We start from the raw sequence: 14,679 nt of genomic DNA on the forward strand, positions 1-14,679 counted from the left end.
ACGGCCACAGGCCCGTCCCGCCGCAGCTCGTCGCCGAGCGCCGGGGCGGGCCTCGTTTATTCGCTTCCCTGCCATCAACTTCACCCTCTAGAAAGGGAGTTGAGTCGACAGAGGGGGAGAGGTGGACGGATGTCCGCGTCGAGGGCCGCGCTGACACGCGAGGACCTGCGGGTGAAGATCTCGGTGCAGAAGGTGCGGCTCGACGGGGTGGAGCACCGGGTGATCAGCCCCGCCGGACCGCTGAGGAACGGCGCGCTCTACCACCGCAGCGACAACTACGACATGTTCGTCGACCGCTCCGACGGCCGTCGTATCGGCACCCTGTGGCTGCTCGCCGCCCGCTCTCCGCACACACTGGTCCATCTGCCGATGCGCGCGACGGCCGACGAGGAGCCGCCCGGGGGCGGCTGGCGTGACGAGAAGCCCGTCGACCTCGTACTCGCCCACCGGGCCGTGCAGTTCCGCCCCTCGCGCTGGAAACGACTGCGCGAGCGGCTGCGGGCGGCGAACGCGCCGCGCGAGCTGCGTACGGCGAGTGTGCCGGGGACCGATCTCCCGGAACGGGTGCCGCCCGAGGACCGGGATCCCGTGCACATCTCCGACTCCGCGGGCGAGGACGTACTGCACCAACACCGCTTCGCCGAGACGCTGTTCCTCACCGGCACCACGACGGCGCTGCGCGAGGGCGCGAAGGAGTTCTTCGAGGTGACCCGCGAGGGCCCGCCGCACGCGGCGACCCAGCTCCAGATCTCGGGCGCCTGCAACTACCACGTCTGCCGCGGGCTCTACTACTGGAACGACCTGCACGACCACGGCTGGGACGACTTCCACCTGGAGTACTGCCCCACCTGGAAACGCTGAGCGGCCCAACTCGCGGCGCCATCCCGTGCGTTGAGCCCTCGACGGTCATCCCGTCGCGCGCGGCGCGTCCCTCAACTCCCGCAACTGCGCCAGGAACCACTCCTGCGGCGGCAGCGCCGTCGCCGCCGCGACCAGCCGCCGGGTGCGGTCCGCGCGTTCGGCCGCGGGCATGCTCAGCGCGCGGTGCAGGGCCTCGGCGGTGCCGCTCACGTCGTACGGATTGACGGTGAGCGCGTCCTCGCCCATCTCCTCGTGTGCACCGGCCTCGCGCGAGAGCACCAGGGCGCAGCCGTTCTCGGCGAGTACCGGGACCTCCTTGGCCACCAGGTTCATGCCGTCGCGCACCGGGTTGACCAGGGCGACGTCCGCGAGCCGGTACGCGGCGAGCGAGCGCGCGAAGTCGTCCTTCACATGCAGCACCACCGGGGTCCAACGCGGCGTACCGAACTGGGAGTTGATGTCCCCGGCGACCCGGCTGACCTCGTCGGTGTAGTCGCGGTAGACCGCGAGGTCCTGCCGGGAGGGGTAGGCGAAGGCGAGGTGGACGACGCGCTCGCGCCACTCGGGCCGGTCGGTGAGGAGCTGCCGGTAGGCGAGCAGGCCGCGGACGATGTTCTTGGAGAGTTCGGTGCGGTCGACGCGGACGATCGCCTTGCGGTCCGCACCGCCGATCTGCTCGCGCAGCGCGGCCAGGCGCTCGGCCACGTCCTCGCGGTGGGCGCGCTCGCGCAGGAACGCCGCGTCCGCGCCGAGGCCGTGCACACCGATCCGGGTGCTCCCGGTGCCGCCGAGGTACCGGTCCGCGCAGTCCTCGAAGGCGTCGGCCCAGCGGCGGGTGAGGAAGGCGGCGCGGTCGGCGCCCAGGATGCCGCGCAGCAACTGCTCGGCGATGTCGTCGGGCAGCAGCCGGAAGTAGTCCACCGGGGCCCAGGGCGTGTGCGAGAAGTGGCCGATGCGCAGGTCGGGCCGTAGTGCGCGGAGCATCGCCGGGGCCAGCGCCAGGTGGTAGTCCTGGATCAGCACCGCCGCCCCCTCGGCCGCCTCCTCGGCCAGCGCTTCGGCGAAAGCGCGGTTGTACGTCTCGTAGGAGGCCCACTGCTCCCGGAACTCGGCGTCGAACACCGGCTCCAGGGGCGTCTGGTAGAGCATGTGGTGCACGAACCAGAGCACCGAGTTGGCGATGCCGTTGTACGCGTCGGCGTGCACCTCGGCCGGGATGTCCAGCATCCGGACGTGCTGTCCACCGGTGTCGGCGGGATCCAGCTTCCCGCCACCGCGCCGTACCGCTTCCCGGTCGCCCTCCCCGAGCGCCGCGCACACCCACACCGCCTCCGCGTCGGCGCCGATCGCGGAGAGACCCGAGACGAGCCCGCCGCCGCCCCGCTTGGCGGTCAGCTCACCGTCCACTCCACTCGTGTACGAGACGGGGCCGCGGTTGGAGGCGACGAGGACCTGTGCACCCTGCATGGAAGCCATGGGGCGAACCTAGCCGAGTCCCGTTACGGGCAAACTTCGGGCGGGCGCGGGTGGGGCATCGGGCGGGGGCACGCGGGAGCAGGCGGGGCGCACGGCCGTGCGTACCTCCGTAGTACCTCCCTCCCCTATGCCACGCTCCGTCGCAGGTACTCCGCGATCGACCGCATCGGCGGCCGCTCCTCCGTGTCCACCGGAAAGGTGCGCGGTTCGAAGCCCTTCTCGCCGCGTACGAACTGGGTCAGTTCGGGCCGCAGGAGCTGGCCGCGGGCCAGCCGGAGCTGGGCGGTGCGGTAGATCGCGGCGGCCATCCGGCCGAGGGCCTGGCCGCCCTGGTGGCGATGGCGGCGCACGCCGACGTCGACCTGGGCGAGGGCGTCCAGGCCGACCGTGTGCAGCGCGTCGACGAGCAGGCCGAGCTCCACGCCGTAGCCGACCGGGAACGGGAGCTGTTCGAGCAGGGACCTGCGGGCCGCGTACTCGCCGCCGAGCGGCTGCACGAACCCCGCGAGCAGCGGCCAGTGCATGTTCAGGAGCGGCCGTGCCATCAGCTCGGTGACCCGGCCGCCCTGCTCGCCGGGCTCCATGCCGCCGCCCGCGAACGGCCGGTCGTACATCGCCTTCACGAACTGGACGTCGGGCTCGGTGAGCAGCGGGCCCACGATGCCGGTCACGAAGTCCGCGGAGAACTCGCGCAGATCGGCGTCCACGAAGCAGACGATGTCCCCCTCGGTGACGAGCAGCGAGCGCCACAGCACCTCGCCCTTGCCGGGCAGGGTGGGCAGCCGGGGCAGGATCTCGTCGCGGTGCACCACCCGGGCGCCCGCGTCCGCGGCGACCGGCCCGGTGGCGTCGGTCGAACCCGAGTCGATCACGACCAGCTCGTCCACCAGCGGCGCCGCGGGACGCATCAGCTCAGCCCTGATCACCGAGACGATCTCGCCGACCGTCTCCTCCTCGTCCAGGGCGGGCAGCACCACGCTGATCCGGGTGCCGGTGGCCCGTTTGGCCGCGAGGAGTGACGGCAGCGGGCGCTCGGACACCGACCAGGAGCGTCTGGCCAGCCAGGTCTCGACCTCTTCGAGCACGGTCTGCGTCCCCTCACTGCCGCGCCGCTCTCCCGGCGGCGACCCTGCCCGCGGCTGCCGGGCCATGGTCACGGCAGTGCGGATTACGGTGATTTACATCTCGCGGTTCGGACGACTGTCTCAACTGTCCTGGCCTTCGGTTACAGTCTTGAACAACGCGGATGACCATCGCATGTCGGGGGTCGCCGCGGACAAACGCCCAGGGTCGTGCCAATGGCCTTCCCTGCGCCATACCGCTCATCCAGAGGGGCAGAGGGATACGGCCCGTTGAAGCCCCGGCAACCCTCCAGCCGGCCCGCCGCGCAAGCGGCTTACTCATCACCGTGCGTGAACACGCGGTGAGGCCACCGGCTCGGGAAGGTGCCAATTCCGTCTCGTGGCGAAACGCGTCGCGAGGAAGATGAGGAGAGAGGGCCTCGCCACCATGGCTGTGCAGACTGTTGCCACCAACTCGACCGTCGATCTCGGTCCCGCCGCCGCGCTGTCCTGTCGCGAATGCGGCGAGCGCTTCGAACTGGGCCCCATCTTCGCCTGCGCGAGCTGTTTCGGTCCGCTGGAAATCGCATACGACCTTCCCGTCGGCGACCCCGAGGCACTGCGCGCGCGCATCGAGTCCGGCCCCAACAGCATCTGGCGTTACGCCCCCCTGCTTCCCGTACCGGCCGACGTCGCCGACAAGCCCAGCCTGAACCCGGGCTTCACCAAGCTGGTCAAGGCCGACAACCTGGCCCGTGAACTCGGCGTCACCGGCGGCCTGTTCGTCAAGGACGACTCCGGCAACCCGACGCACTCCTTCAAGGACCGTGTCGTCGCCATCGCCGTCGAGGCCGCCCGCGCCTTCGGCTTCACCACCCTGTCCTGCTCCTCCACCGGCAACCTGGCAGGGGCCGTCGGCGCCGCCGCCGCCCGGGCCGGCTTCCGCTCCTGCGTGTTCATCCCGCACGACCTGGAGCAGGGCAAGGTGGTCATGGCCGCGGTCTACGGCGGCGAGCTCGTCGGTATCGAGGGCAACTACGACGACGTCAACCGCTTCTGCTCCGAGCTCATCGGCGACCCGCTCGGCGAGGGCTGGGGCTTCGTCAACGTCAACCTGCGCCCGTACTACGGCGAGGGTTCCAAGACCCTCGCGTACGAGATCTGCGAACAGCTCGGCTGGCGGCTGCCCGACCAGATCGTGGTGCCGATCGCCTCCGGCTCGCAGCTCACCAAGATCGACAAGGGTCTGCAGGAGCTGATCAAGCTCGGCCTGGTCGAGGACAAGCCGTACAAGATCTTCGGCGCCCAGGCCGAGGGCTGCTCCCCGGTGTCGGTGGCCTTCAAGGGCGGCCACGACGTGGTCAAGCCGCAGAAGCCGAACACCATCGCCAAGTCGCTGGCCATCGGCAACCCGGCCGACGGCCCGTACGTCCTGGACATCGCCCGCCGCACCGGTGGCGCCGTGGAGGACGTGAACGACGAGCAGATCGTCGAGGCCATCAAGCTGCTCGCGCAGACCGAGGGCATCTTCGCCGAGACCGCGGGCGGTGTGACGGTCGGCGTCACCAAGAAGCTGATCGAGGCCGGGCTCCTCGACCCGTCCCTCACCACCGTGGTCCTCAACACCGGCGACGGCCTCAAGACCCTCGACGCGGTCGCGCCGACCACCGGCCCCACCGCCACCATCCGCCCCAGCCTGGACGCCTTCCGCGCCGCGGGCCTGGACCACTGACCCCTTCCGCCGCCCCGGAAGTCCCGAAGACCGAAGAAAGGCCCGATCCATGAGCGTCACGGTCCGCATCCCGACCATCCTGCGCACCTACACCGGCGGTGCGGCCGAGGTCGCCGCCGAGGGCGCCACCCTCGCCCAGGTCATCGCCGACCTGGAGAAGAACCACACCGGCATCGCCGCCCGCGTCCTCGACGACCAGGGCAAGCTGCGCCGCTTCGTCAACGTCTACGTCAACGACGACGACGTCCGCTTCGAGCAGGGCCTGGACACCGCGACGCCGGACGGCGCCGGAGTCTCGATCATCCCGGCCGTCGCGGGCGGCTGCTGAAAAACCGCCTCGCCGTCGCTACGCGCGGCTTGTCCGGTTCGTACGGGCCGGTGGTGTACGGCTGTTGACGTCCGGCCGCACGGCGTGTGACGCGGAACCGGATACGGCGCCGCGGACCTTCTCTTCACCGATTGCCCCCTCCGCTGACGAAAGCGGAGGGGGCAATTCTGCAGGGTTGAAGGGAGTAGAGTTGGGGAACGCCGTCTCTCGTTTGTGCCACGTGCATATGTGTTCTCGCCGGAGGGCGGCAATAAGTGGCCAAACTGTCGCGCCGATTTGCGAAGTTGCCCCAATTTTGCGCGGCCCGACTTGCCCTGAATTCCGGCATTTCCCCTGCTTACTCCCCTTGGTCGCGCCAAGATTTCTCGTCCAACTGACCTGTTGCAGAGGGCAGTTGTGCAGATACATTCAGCCGCGGTCGACGCGTTACGCCCCCCGTTGGCGGGTGGTGGGGTCTGACCCGGGTCCGCGAAGTGCGGTCCTGTGCAAGGGCCAGTAATAGGGGAGTTAGGCATGGCTCAGGGCACCGTCAAGTGGTTCAACGCGGAGAAGGGCTACGGCTTCATCGCGGTCGACGGTGGTGCGGATGTTTTCGTCCACTACAGCGCGATTCAGATGGACGGCTACCGCACCCTGGAAGAAGGTCAGCGAGTCGAGTTCGAGATCTCGCAGGGCCAGAAGGGCCCGCAGGCGGACATGGTCCGTCTCGCGGCCGGCTGAGACGCCGACCTGACGCGGCGACGTCACGAGACATCACGAAAGTACGCGCAGGAACCCACCCCCGGGAGGCCGGGGGTGGGTTTTTGTGTGTCCGGCGGGCGACGGGTCGGGGGCGCTCCCGTGCGTCGTCCCGGCGGTCCTCTCCGGGGGGCGACCGCGCGAGGTGAAGGGGCCCTCCGAAGGGGCCGGAGCCGACAGGCAACCTTGCACTCGAAGGGGGAGAGTGCTAATCATTGGCGTTAGCACTCTGAAGGTGAGAGTGACAAAAAGCAGGACCGAGTCGGTGAGGTCCGAGGCCGGGTGGGGCAAGGAACCACCGGGTACGGGCCGTCCGTCGCGGGCGCCAGCGCGGTCCGAAGTATCCACGCTTCCCCGGGGGTCACCGGGGGAGACCCTGTCCGGGAGGACCACTTCACATGGCCAAGATCATCGCGTTCGACGAGGAGGCACGGCGCGGCCTCGAGCGCGGCATGAACCAGCTCGCCGACGCCGTCAAGGTGACCCTCGGCCCCAAGGGCCGCAACGTCGTCCTCGAGAAGAAGTGGGGCGCCCCCACGATCACCAACGATGGTGTTTCCATCGCCAAGGAGATCGAGCTCGAGGACCCGTACGAGAAGATCGGCGCCGAGCTGGTCAAGGAAGTCGCGAAGAAGACCGACGACGTCGCCGGTGACGGTACGACGACCGCGACCGTCCTCGCCCAGGCGCTGGTCCGCGAGGGCCTGCGCAACGTCGCCGCCGGCGCCAACCCGATGGCCCTGAAGCGTGGCATCGAGAAGGCCGTCGAGGCCGTCTCCGCCGCCCTGCTCGAGCAGGCCAAGGACGTGGAGACCAAGGAGCAGATCGCCTCCACCGCCTCCATCTCCGCCGCCGACACCCAGATCGGCGAGCTCATCGCCGAGGCGATGGACAAGGTCGGCAAGGAAGGCGTCATCACCGTCGAGGAGTCCCAGACCTTCGGTCTGGAGCTGGAACTCACCGAGGGTATGCGCTTCGACAAGGGCTACATCTCGGCGTACTTCGCCACGGACATGGAGCGTATGGAGGCGTCGCTCGACGACCCGTACATCCTGATCGCCAACTCCAAGATCGGCAACGTCAAGGACCTGCTGCCGCTCCTGGAGAAGGTCATGCAGTCCGGCAAGCCGCTGCTGATCATCGCCGAGGACGTCGAGGGCGAGGCCCTGTCGACCCTGGTCGTCAACAAGATCCGCGGCACCTTCAAGTCCGTCGCCGTCAAGGCCCCGGGCTTCGGTGACCGCCGCAAGGCCATGCTCGGCGACATCGCCATCCTCACCGGTGGCGAGGTTATCTCCGAGGAGGTCGGCCTCAAGCTGGAGAACGCCGGTCTGGAGCTCCTGGGCCGCGCCCGCAAGGTCGTCATCACCAAGGACGAGACCACCATCGTCGACGGCTCCGGCTCCGCCGACCAGGTCGCCGGCCGGGTCAACCAGATCCGCGCCGAGATCGAGAACTCGGACAGCGACTACGACCGCGAGAAGCTGCAGGAGCGCCTGGCGAAGCTCGCCGGCGGTGTTGCGGTCATCAAGGCCGGTGCCGCCACCGAGGTGGAGCTCAAGGAGCGCAAGCACCGCATCGAGGACGCCGTGCGCAACGCCAAGGCGGCCGTCGAGGAGGGCATCGTCGCCGGTGGTGGCGTGGCCCTGCTCCAGGCCTCCCAGGTCTTCGAGAAGCTCGAGCTCGACGGTGACGAGGCCACCGGTGCCGCCGCTGTGAAGCTGGCCCTGGAGGCCCCGCTGAAGCAGATCGCGGTCAACGCCGGTCTCGAGGGCGGCGTCGTCGTGGAGAAGGTGCGCAACCTGACCCCGGGTCACGGCCTGAACGCCGCGACCGGCGAGTACGTCGACCTGGTCGCCGAGGGCATCATCGACCCGGCCAAGGTCACGCGCTCCGCGCTGCAGAACGCCGCGTCCATCGCCGCGCTCTTCCTGACCACCGAGGCCGTCATCGCCGACAAGCCGGAGAAGGCCGCCCCGGCGGGCGCTCCGGGCGGCATGCCCGGCGGTGACATGGACTTCTGATCGCGGCCCGGCCCCTGGGCCGGTCACGATCGGGCAGTCTGTTGAGGCTTTCGGGTCTCGCGAAGGCGGCATCTCCTTTGGGGGGTGCCGCCTTTGGCGTTGGGGGTTGGCGTGGCTTCGTCCGCCGGCCTCAGGCCGCCGAGTGCGCGACGAAGGCGACCTCCTCGTGGTCCTCGCCGAGCCCGATGGTCAGCGAGGCGTCCAGGGCGGCGGCGAGGCGCCGCAGCAGGGACAGGGTGGGGACGGCATCGGCACCCTCGATCCGGGAGATCTTGGCCTGGGTGAGCCCGGACCGTTCGGCCACCTGAGCCTGGGACAGACTGAGTTCCTTGCGCCGGTCGTACACGGCCTTGGCGAAGGCCATGGCGAGCCGGATCTCGGCCCGGTCGGCGGCGGCCTCGTCGGATTCCGCCAGGCCCGCGGCCGCCGCGCGGTCGCGAGCGAGTTTCCAACGGGTGTGGCTCATGGGGCTGTTCCTTCCGGGAAGACGATGCGCCTTCCCGGGGCACGCGGCCCACAGCGTCCAAGTTCCCGATCGCCGCCTTGTTCACTCGATCGTGGGGCATGGGAACACCTGGCAGAACGGCCGTCGGGCGTCGATCTACGTTGTCTCCCATGCGGGCCCGCCCGGGCTCATCCGGCGGCAGAAAGGCTCGGCATGACCGTCTCGACGACCGAGAGCGGTCACCATGGGCGGTCCGGCTCCGGCCCCGAGTGGGAGTACCTGCTTCGTACGTGGCGCGGTTTGGACGTGCCGCAGGGTTGGCGCGCCGAGATCGATGACGGAAGGATCGCCTTGCTGCCGCCGCCGCGCGGGGGCCACCACATCATCGTGGAATCCCTTCAGCGGCGGCTCTGCCAGTGCCTCCCGGAGGACCTCGGGATCTACCAGAGGCTGAGTACGGCCTTCCCGGCGCTGGGCAAGCTCTTCGTCCCGCACTTGATGGTGGTGCCCTGCGACATCGTTCTCGGTCCGGGACACGAACGCGATGACCCGGTCGATGCCGCCGAAGCGCTCCTCGTCGTCGAGATCACCTCCAAGAGCAACGCCCGCCACGACCGCACCAAGAAGCTCTGGGCCTACGCCCACGCCCCCGTGCCGCTCTATCTCCTGGTCGACCGCTACGACGAGCGCGGCCCCATGGTGACGCTGTTCAGCGACCCGCAGAACGGTACGTACAAGCACGCGGACGCCACGCCGTTCGGGCGGCCGTTGACGCTGCCGGAGCCGTTCCACGCGACCCTGCCGACGGAGAAGTTCCCGCACTGAGCCGCTGAGTCGACGCATCCGGGAGCGCCGGGTGGTGTGCCCGGCGCCCGGCCGCGCGCGTCACCACTCCTTGTCCGTCACCCCTCGCCCCGCGCCCCCGCCAACGCCTCCCGCAAATGCCCATGGTGCTCCGTCAGGAGCCGTCGGGCGGTGCGGCCGTCCACTCCGCCGAGGATGGTCAGGATGGCGTCCTTGACCTCGCCGTCGGTGGCCGTGAGAGCCGTTTCGATCTCCGCTTCCGTGGCGCCGGTGGCGAGCGCGACGATGCGGCGGGAGCGGGCGCGCAGCTTCTCGTTGGAGGCGCGGACGTCGACCATCAGGTTTCCGTAGGTCTTGCCGAGGCGGATCATGGTGATGGTCGAGAGCATGTTGAGGACGAGCTTCTGGGCCGTGCCGCCCTTCAACCGGGTGGAGCCGGTGAGGAGTTCGGGCCCCACGACGACCTCGATGCCGTGCTCGGCGGCCGCCGCGAGCGGGCTGCCCGCGTTGCAGGACAGGCCGAGCGTCAGCGCGCCGAGCGAGCGCGCGTACTGCACGGCGCCGATCGCGTACGGCGTGCGTCCGGAGGCGGAGATGCCCACCACCACGTCGTCCGCCGTCAGGGCGAGGCCTTCGAGGTCCGCGGCGGCCAACTCCGTTGAGTCCTCGGCGCCTTCGACGGCCGCCACCATCGCGGTCGGGCCGCCCGCGATCAGGCCCACCACGTCCGCGGGGTCGGTGTTGAAGGTCGGCGGGCACTCGCTCGCGTCCAGAACACCCAGCCGTCCGGCGGTGCCCGCGCCCGCGTAGACGAGCCGTCCGCCGCGGGACATCCGGGCGGCGGCCGCGTCGATGGCGGCGGCGATCGCCGGCAGTTGCCGGGCCACGGCACCGGCGACGCTCGCGTCCTCGCCGTTCATGATCCGGGCGATCTCCAGCGTCTCCAGCCGGTCGATCTCGGCCAGTTCGGGCCGGAACTGCTCCGTGGTGAGGTGGGCGAGTTCGGCGGTGAGCCGCTGGTAGGGGGCGGTAGAGCCCGGCCCGGGCGCGGCGGAACCGGTGGTCGAGTCGGTGGCGGGGCCGGTGGGGGAGTCGGCGGAGGGGCCGACGGGGGAGGTCATGACGGGGCGGCTCTTTCCTGCGGTGCGTGCGGTGTCGGGGATACGTGCCGTGTCGGCGCGAGTGGTGTGGGGCCCGGACGGTGCCGGCTGCGGGTCAGCGCGGTACCTGGCGGGGGCGGTGCCGGTGGGCCAGGGCCTCGTACGAGGCGGACAGGGCGGGGCCCGCGGTCCGGTACGTACGCTGGGCCACGCCCACGAACAGGCAGTCCACCACGAGGAGTTGACTCGTACGCGAGGACATCGCCGCCGGGCGCAGCTCGCTCTCGCGGGCCGTCGACGTGGTCAGCACGTGGTCCGCGTACTGCGAGACGGGGCCGCCGGGATGGCCGGTGATCGCGAGGGTGGTGGCGCCGTGCTCGAAGGCGACGCGCAGGGGTTCTATGACGTCGCCGGTGGAGCCCGAGTGCGTGATCGCGATCGCCACGTCCTTGGCGCGGAGCTGGACCGCCGTGGTGATCGCCAGATGGGTGTCATTGTGCGCGTGCGCGATCAGGCCGATGCGCAGCAGCTTCTGCGCGAGGTCCTGGCCGACCAGGGCGGAGGCGCCGATGCCGTAGATGTCCACCCGCCGTGCGCCGGCGAGTGCGTTCACGGCCGCGCCGAGCTGCACGGTGTCCAGGGCGGCCGCGGTGTCGGCGAGGGTCTGCTGTTCGTCGTGCGCGAGCTTGGCGACCACGTCCGCGATCGGGTCGTCGACGGCGATGTCCGCCGTCACCGCCGGGGCGCGGCCCGACTGCTGCTGGGCGGCGAACCCGGCGAGGGCGAGCCTCAGGTCGCGGTAGCCGGGGTAGCCGAGCAGCCGGGCGGTACGGACGACGGTGGCCTCGCTGGTGCCGGTCAGCTCGGCGAGCCCGGTCACCGTGAGCGCGGCGCAGCCCGCCGGATCGCCTGCCACGGCCTCGGCGACGCGCTGCATGGAGCGGGTCATCGACGGCGCGAGGGTACGGACCTTGGCCGCGAGCGCCGCCGATGGCGGGCCCTCCCAGGCCTGCGTGGCCAGGCGCGGCGTACCACCGGCTGCCGCCGTACCCGCCGATGAGCCCGCTGCCGTACCCGCCGACGAGCCTGCCGACGGCTGGTCCGGCCCGGTGCCGAAAGTTTCCTTCAGGTCTCGGGTCACATATGAAAGCTATTTTCGGCGGGGCGAGTGGTCAAGAGGTTCCGAGGCGCCGGGGGTGCCGGGGCGCGACGGAGGGCGAGGTGCCGGGTGGGCGCGCTCGCCCGGCGCGCGGTGGCGCGGTCCGGCCCCGCGGGGCACCTGTCCGGGGAAGTGGGCAGGTGCCCCACCCCGCTCCCTGGGGGAGGAGCGGGGCGGGGCAGGCCGGTGCCGGGAGGCGAGCGCGCAGGCCGAGGGCGCTCGGGCACCAGCCGTCTGTGGGGCCGCCTCGGGGGCCACTTCGGGAGCTGCCCCCGGGGGTCACCTCAGGTGCCGCCTCTTGCGTTCACCCACGTCCGTTGTCTGGTCGCATCCGCCTACGCCCGGGTCGGTCCCGGGAGCCGGTCTGACGCGGGGCCGGCTCCCGGGACACCGGGTCACCGGGGCACGTGGGCCGTGCTGGCCGGTGAGTTCAGGGGGCGTCGTGGACGCTTGTGCGGTCGGCGAGTTCAGTGGTTTTGGTGGACTTGGTGGGTTGGGAGGCGGTTGAGGGGGTGGATGGTCGCGCGGGCTCGTCGGTGCCGGTGCCGGTGCCGGTGCCGGTGTTGGCGGTGCGGGCTCGGGTGCCGGTTCGGCGACGGGGGTTGTGGTGGCTGCGGGCGAAGGGGGCGCTGTAGCCGTTCGTACGGCCGGGTCGTCGATCCCTGCGAAGGCTGTCCCGGGTGTTGCTGTTGCCCATGAGGCGAGTTCCTCCGTCGGTCTTCCTGCCTCGGTGTTCGTGCCTTGGTCTTTGCTCGGCGGTCCTTCTTCGTCGGTCTTGGTTGTCGGTCTACGGCCGTCTGTCCACGGGCGGCGGTCTGCGTTCGTCGTCTGCTGCCTGTCGGCGATACGGGTTTTCGGCTGACACCGGAAAGATGCGTCGCTCGGCTTCGGTGAAAACGCGGGAGTCACGCTCTTCCGTCTCAGGCGTGAATACCTCGCTTTTGTCTGGCGCTTTCGATTCCCTCGGTGTTATTCGCGTGGGCTTCTGTCAGATGTTCTGTCAGGTGTTCTGAACTGCGGAAACCTTTCCTTCTCGCGCGCTGGCAGTGCGCTCTCCGAATGCGCCGGAGTCCGCCGGAGTTCGCCGTACCCCGTGTACCGAGTCCGCGTATCGAGCCCACGTATTGAGTTCACGCATTGCGGGGTCGTGTTTTCTTTTTCGCGCCCCCTTGATATTCCGCTCTTCTCTCGGTCCTTAAATCGTTCCTATGAAGTGGTATCGCGCCAGTTACGGATGTGCGGAACGAGTCAGGGGAATGGTGTGCCGAACGACTCCACGTACGGGGGAGGGGGCGGCCGATTCTCCGCAGGCGCTGGGGAGAGGGACGTCCGGTCCGTGCGTCCCGGCGCGCAGCGTTCGTGGCCGAATCGCCGCAGGCGCCGCCCGGTTGGCCGATGTACGGAACCGGCCCGGCGCCCGGCGTCCAGGGTGCTCCGGCTTGTGCGCCTTCGGCCGGGCGCACAATGGACGCATGACCTACCCCGACCGTCCCGAGCGCCCCGGCGGCCAGGGCAACGCTGACAGCCCCGGCGGCCCCGACAGCTCAGGTATCCCAGGTGGCCCGGAGCGTCCGGTGCCCCCGCTCGAACAGGCCCTGCACGCGGCCCGCGCGCTCGTCCTCGCCGATCTCGCGGCCTGCACCGTGGCCGACGCGGATGTCGTGTCCCTGGTCGAGGAGTCGATCACGCATCGGCGCTGGTGGGTCGAGCAGTGGCCGGAGGGCGCGGAGTACGTCGCCGGTCTGGTCGCGCAGGACGTCCAGGACGCGCTCCTGGAGCGCTACGGGCGCTGGCCGCTGTGCCCCGTCTGCGGCTCCGGTGATCCGCACGCCCTCGACGTGGAGCCCGAACTCGGCGCCGACCCGCACTGGGTCTGCGGCAAGGCCGTGGTGCAGGTCGCCCGGGTCGGTTCGCTCGGCACCCTGCCCGGCTTCGGGGCGAGGGCGACGTGACGCTGTACATCGACCCGCCCACCTGGCCGGGTCACGGCCGCCTCTGGTCCCACCTTGTCAGCGACGTCTCGTACGAGGAACTGCACGCCTTCGCCGCCGGGATCGGCGCCCCGCGGCGTGCCTTCGAGCGGGACCACTACGACATCCCCGCGTACCGCTACCGCGACGCGGTCGACGCCGGAGCGGTGGAGATCTCCAGCCGGGAGATCGTACGGATCCTGCTGAAGGCGGGGCTGCGCAGGCGGAAGGGCAGCGTGGGGTAACGGGCCTGGGGTAACCGGCCTTTGCGGGGCGGGAGTTGAGGCTTGACGCGTCCGTTCCCGTCAAAGGTGGAGACCTGCGAACCACCGCACCCGTGAGCGCCGAGTTCCGTCCCCCCACCGCGACCGCCGTGTGGGCGACGGCCGCGGCAGGTGGGGTGGGGAGCGGTTCGGAGACGTGAACTGCCCGATCAGCCGCCGATGTTCACGTCGATGCAGGCGTAGAAGGCGTTCACGGTGTTGGAGATGTTCCAGACCGCGAGGATCTTTTGCGGGCCGCGCAGGTCACCGAAGTCGACCTGGTGGGTGACCGTGGTGCCGGGCTGGGCGCCGCCGTCGTCGAACTCGGCGATCTTGCGGTCGCCGATGAAGTACTGCCAGGTGCTGGTGTTGTGCGGCGCGGTCAGGGTCCATTGGAAGGACTGGGACGTGCCGACCTCGCTGACCTTCCAGCCCTTGGAGTCGTCGTCGAGTTCGGCGAAGCGGCTGTTGCCGCCGCTGCAACTGGTCAGGCCCTTGGGTCCCTCGACGCTCTGGGGCTCGTACTTGATCTCGCCGCACGGGACGACTCCGGCGGCGCACTGGGCCTGCCGGCTGGGCGGGTCGGAGATGTAGCCGTGTGCCGAGGCCTGGCCCGCGGGGAGGCTCACGGCGAGGACCGGGGCGAGCGCGGCACCGGCGAGAACGGCGAATTTCCTGCTGGAACGCATGCGGTACTCCTTCACATCAGGTCTTCCTG

General features: G+C 70.4%; 15 protein-coding genes and 1 riboswitch. Of the genes, 8 read left to right on the forward strand and 7 right to left on the reverse strand.

Annotated elements, in window-relative coordinates; genetic code table 11:
• Positions 1-129: 129 nt before the first annotated feature.
• Positions 130-861, forward strand: coding sequence for a hypothetical protein (locus HUT18_RS19850; RefSeq protein ID WP_176101948.1), 732 nt, complete (start codon positions 130-132; stop codon positions 859-861).
• A gap of 45 nt (positions 862-906) precedes the next feature.
• Here the strand turns inward: HUT18_RS19850 and HUT18_RS19855 are convergent, their stop codons facing one another.
• Positions 907-2,337, reverse strand: coding sequence for a trehalose-6-phosphate synthase (locus HUT18_RS19855; RefSeq protein ID WP_176101949.1), 1,431 nt, complete (start codon positions 2,335-2,337; stop codon positions 907-909).
• 125 nt (positions 2,338-2,462) lie between these two features.
• A complete protein-coding gene (locus HUT18_RS19860; protein ID WP_176104668.1) occupies positions 2,463-3,422 on the reverse strand; it encodes a glucosyl-3-phosphoglycerate synthase in 960 nt (319 codons plus the stop codon).
• Positions 3,423-3,656: 234 nt separating this feature from the next.
• A riboswitch (SAM riboswitch) is annotated at positions 3,657-3,829 on the forward strand.
• Between the two features lie 17 nt (positions 3,830-3,846).
• On the opposite strand from HUT18_RS19860, the gene thrC reads away from it, so the two are divergent.
• From thrC to groL, 4 genes are all read left to right on the forward strand, one after another.
• Positions 3,847-5,130 (forward strand): threonine synthase, encoded by a 1,284-nt coding sequence (thrC, locus tag HUT18_RS19865; RefSeq protein WP_176101950.1) that lies wholly within the window; start codon positions 3,847-3,849, stop codon positions 5,128-5,130.
• A 49-nt stretch (positions 5,131-5,179) separates the two neighbouring features.
• Entirely contained in the window at positions 5,180-5,458 is a 279-nt protein-coding gene (locus tag HUT18_RS19870) for a MoaD/ThiS family protein (protein WP_176101951.1), read from the forward strand.
• Positions 5,459-5,971: 513 nt separating this feature from the next.
• The gene (locus HUT18_RS19875; RefSeq protein WP_005486335.1) at positions 5,972-6,178 is read left to right on the forward strand and encodes a cold-shock protein; all 207 of its coding nucleotides are present in this window, start codon (positions 5,972-5,974) and stop codon (positions 6,176-6,178) included.
• Between the two features lie 416 nt (positions 6,179-6,594).
• Positions 6,595-8,220, forward strand: a complete 1,626-nt coding sequence (gene groL / locus HUT18_RS19880) for a chaperonin GroEL (protein ID WP_176101952.1) — start codon at positions 6,595-6,597, stop codon at positions 8,218-8,220.
• A gap of 130 nt (positions 8,221-8,350) precedes the next feature.
• On the opposite strand, the gene HUT18_RS19885 is transcribed toward groL, so the two are convergent.
• On the reverse strand, positions 8,351-8,686 hold the full coding sequence (locus tag HUT18_RS19885; protein WP_176101953.1) for a helix-turn-helix domain-containing protein: 336 nt from the start codon (positions 8,684-8,686) through the stop codon (positions 8,351-8,353).
• 192 nt (positions 8,687-8,878) lie between these two features.
• Here HUT18_RS19885 and HUT18_RS19890 point away from each other — a divergent pair, with 192 nt between their 5' ends.
• Positions 8,879-9,490, forward strand: coding sequence for a Uma2 family endonuclease (locus HUT18_RS19890; RefSeq protein WP_176101954.1), 612 nt, complete (start codon positions 8,879-8,881; stop codon positions 9,488-9,490).
• A gap of 77 nt (positions 9,491-9,567) precedes the next feature.
• Here the strand turns inward: HUT18_RS19890 and murQ are convergent, their stop codons facing one another.
• The 3 genes from murQ to HUT18_RS19905 all read right to left on the reverse strand — a co-directional run bounded on the left by murQ (position 9,568) and on the right by HUT18_RS19905 (position 12,425).
• Positions 9,568-10,590 (reverse strand): N-acetylmuramic acid 6-phosphate etherase, encoded by a 1,023-nt coding sequence (gene murQ, locus HUT18_RS19895; protein ID WP_176101955.1) that lies wholly within the window; start codon positions 10,588-10,590, stop codon positions 9,568-9,570.
• A gap of 94 nt (positions 10,591-10,684) precedes the next feature.
• Entirely contained in the window at positions 10,685-11,590 is a 906-nt protein-coding gene (locus HUT18_RS19900) for a MurR/RpiR family transcriptional regulator (RefSeq protein WP_176104669.1), read from the reverse strand.
• A 568-nt stretch (positions 11,591-12,158) separates the two neighbouring features.
• Positions 12,159-12,425: a hypothetical protein gene (locus tag HUT18_RS19905; RefSeq protein WP_176101956.1), complete on the reverse strand. Its 267-nt coding sequence runs from the start codon at positions 12,423-12,425 to the stop codon at positions 12,159-12,161.
• A 775-nt stretch (positions 12,426-13,200) separates the two neighbouring features.
• Here HUT18_RS19905 and HUT18_RS19910 point away from each other — a divergent pair.
• The gene (locus HUT18_RS19910) at positions 13,201-13,680 is read left to right on the forward strand and encodes a hypothetical protein (RefSeq protein WP_254878713.1); all 480 of its coding nucleotides are present in this window, start codon (positions 13,201-13,203) and stop codon (positions 13,678-13,680) included.
• Entirely contained in the window at positions 13,677-13,943 is a 267-nt protein-coding gene (locus tag HUT18_RS19915) for a DUF4031 domain-containing protein (RefSeq protein WP_176101957.1), read from the forward strand. The genes HUT18_RS19910 and HUT18_RS19915 overlap by 4 nt, the downstream gene beginning before the upstream one ends.
• A 188-nt stretch (positions 13,944-14,131) precedes the next feature.
• Here the strand turns inward: HUT18_RS19915 and HUT18_RS19920 are convergent, their stop codons facing one another.
• The gene (locus HUT18_RS19920) at positions 14,132-14,650 is read right to left on the reverse strand and encodes a lytic polysaccharide monooxygenase auxiliary activity family 9 protein (RefSeq protein WP_176101958.1); all 519 of its coding nucleotides are present in this window, start codon (positions 14,648-14,650) and stop codon (positions 14,132-14,134) included.
• Positions 14,651-14,679 lie beyond the last annotated feature (29 nt).

The sequence above is a fragment of the Streptomyces sp. NA04227 genome (assembly GCF_013364195.1).
Classification (GTDB): domain Bacteria; phylum Actinomycetota; class Actinomycetes; order Streptomycetales; family Streptomycetaceae; genus Streptomyces.

Excerpts from the sequence above, each read along its gene's own strand:
- HUT18_RS19850 (WP_176101948.1), top strand. The coding sequence starts at position 130 with ATGTCCGCGTCGAGGGCCGCGCTGACACGCGAGGACCTGCGGGTGAAG.
- HUT18_RS19855 (WP_176101949.1), bottom strand. The coding sequence starts at position 2,337 with ATGGCTTCCATGCAGGGTGCACAGGTCCTCGTCGCCTCCAACCGCGGC.
- thrC (WP_176101950.1), top strand. The coding sequence starts at position 3,847 with ATGGCTGTGCAGACTGTTGCCACCAACTCGACCGTCGATCTCGGTCCC.
- HUT18_RS19870 (WP_176101951.1), top strand. The coding sequence starts at position 5,180 with ATGAGCGTCACGGTCCGCATCCCGACCATCCTGCGCACCTACACCGGC.
- HUT18_RS19875 (WP_005486335.1), top strand. The coding sequence starts at position 5,972 with ATGGCTCAGGGCACCGTCAAGTGGTTCAACGCGGAGAAGGGCTACGGC.
- groL (WP_176101952.1), top strand. The coding sequence starts at position 6,595 with ATGGCCAAGATCATCGCGTTCGACGAGGAGGCACGGCGCGGCCTCGAG.
- HUT18_RS19885 (WP_176101953.1), bottom strand. The coding sequence starts at position 8,686 with ATGAGCCACACCCGTTGGAAACTCGCTCGCGACCGCGCGGCGGCCGCG.
- HUT18_RS19890 (WP_176101954.1), top strand. The coding sequence starts at position 8,879 with ATGACCGTCTCGACGACCGAGAGCGGTCACCATGGGCGGTCCGGCTCC.
- murQ (WP_176101955.1), bottom strand. The coding sequence starts at position 10,590 with ATGACCTCCCCCGTCGGCCCCTCCGCCGACTCCCCCACCGGCCCCGCC.
- HUT18_RS19905 (WP_176101956.1), bottom strand. The coding sequence starts at position 12,425 with ATGGGCAACAGCAACACCCGGGACAGCCTTCGCAGGGATCGACGACCC.
- HUT18_RS19910 (WP_254878713.1), top strand. The coding sequence starts at position 13,201 with ATGACCTACCCCGACCGTCCCGAGCGCCCCGGCGGCCAGGGCAACGCT.
- HUT18_RS19920 (WP_176101958.1), bottom strand. The coding sequence starts at position 14,650 with ATGCGTTCCAGCAGGAAATTCGCCGTTCTCGCCGGTGCCGCGCTCGCC.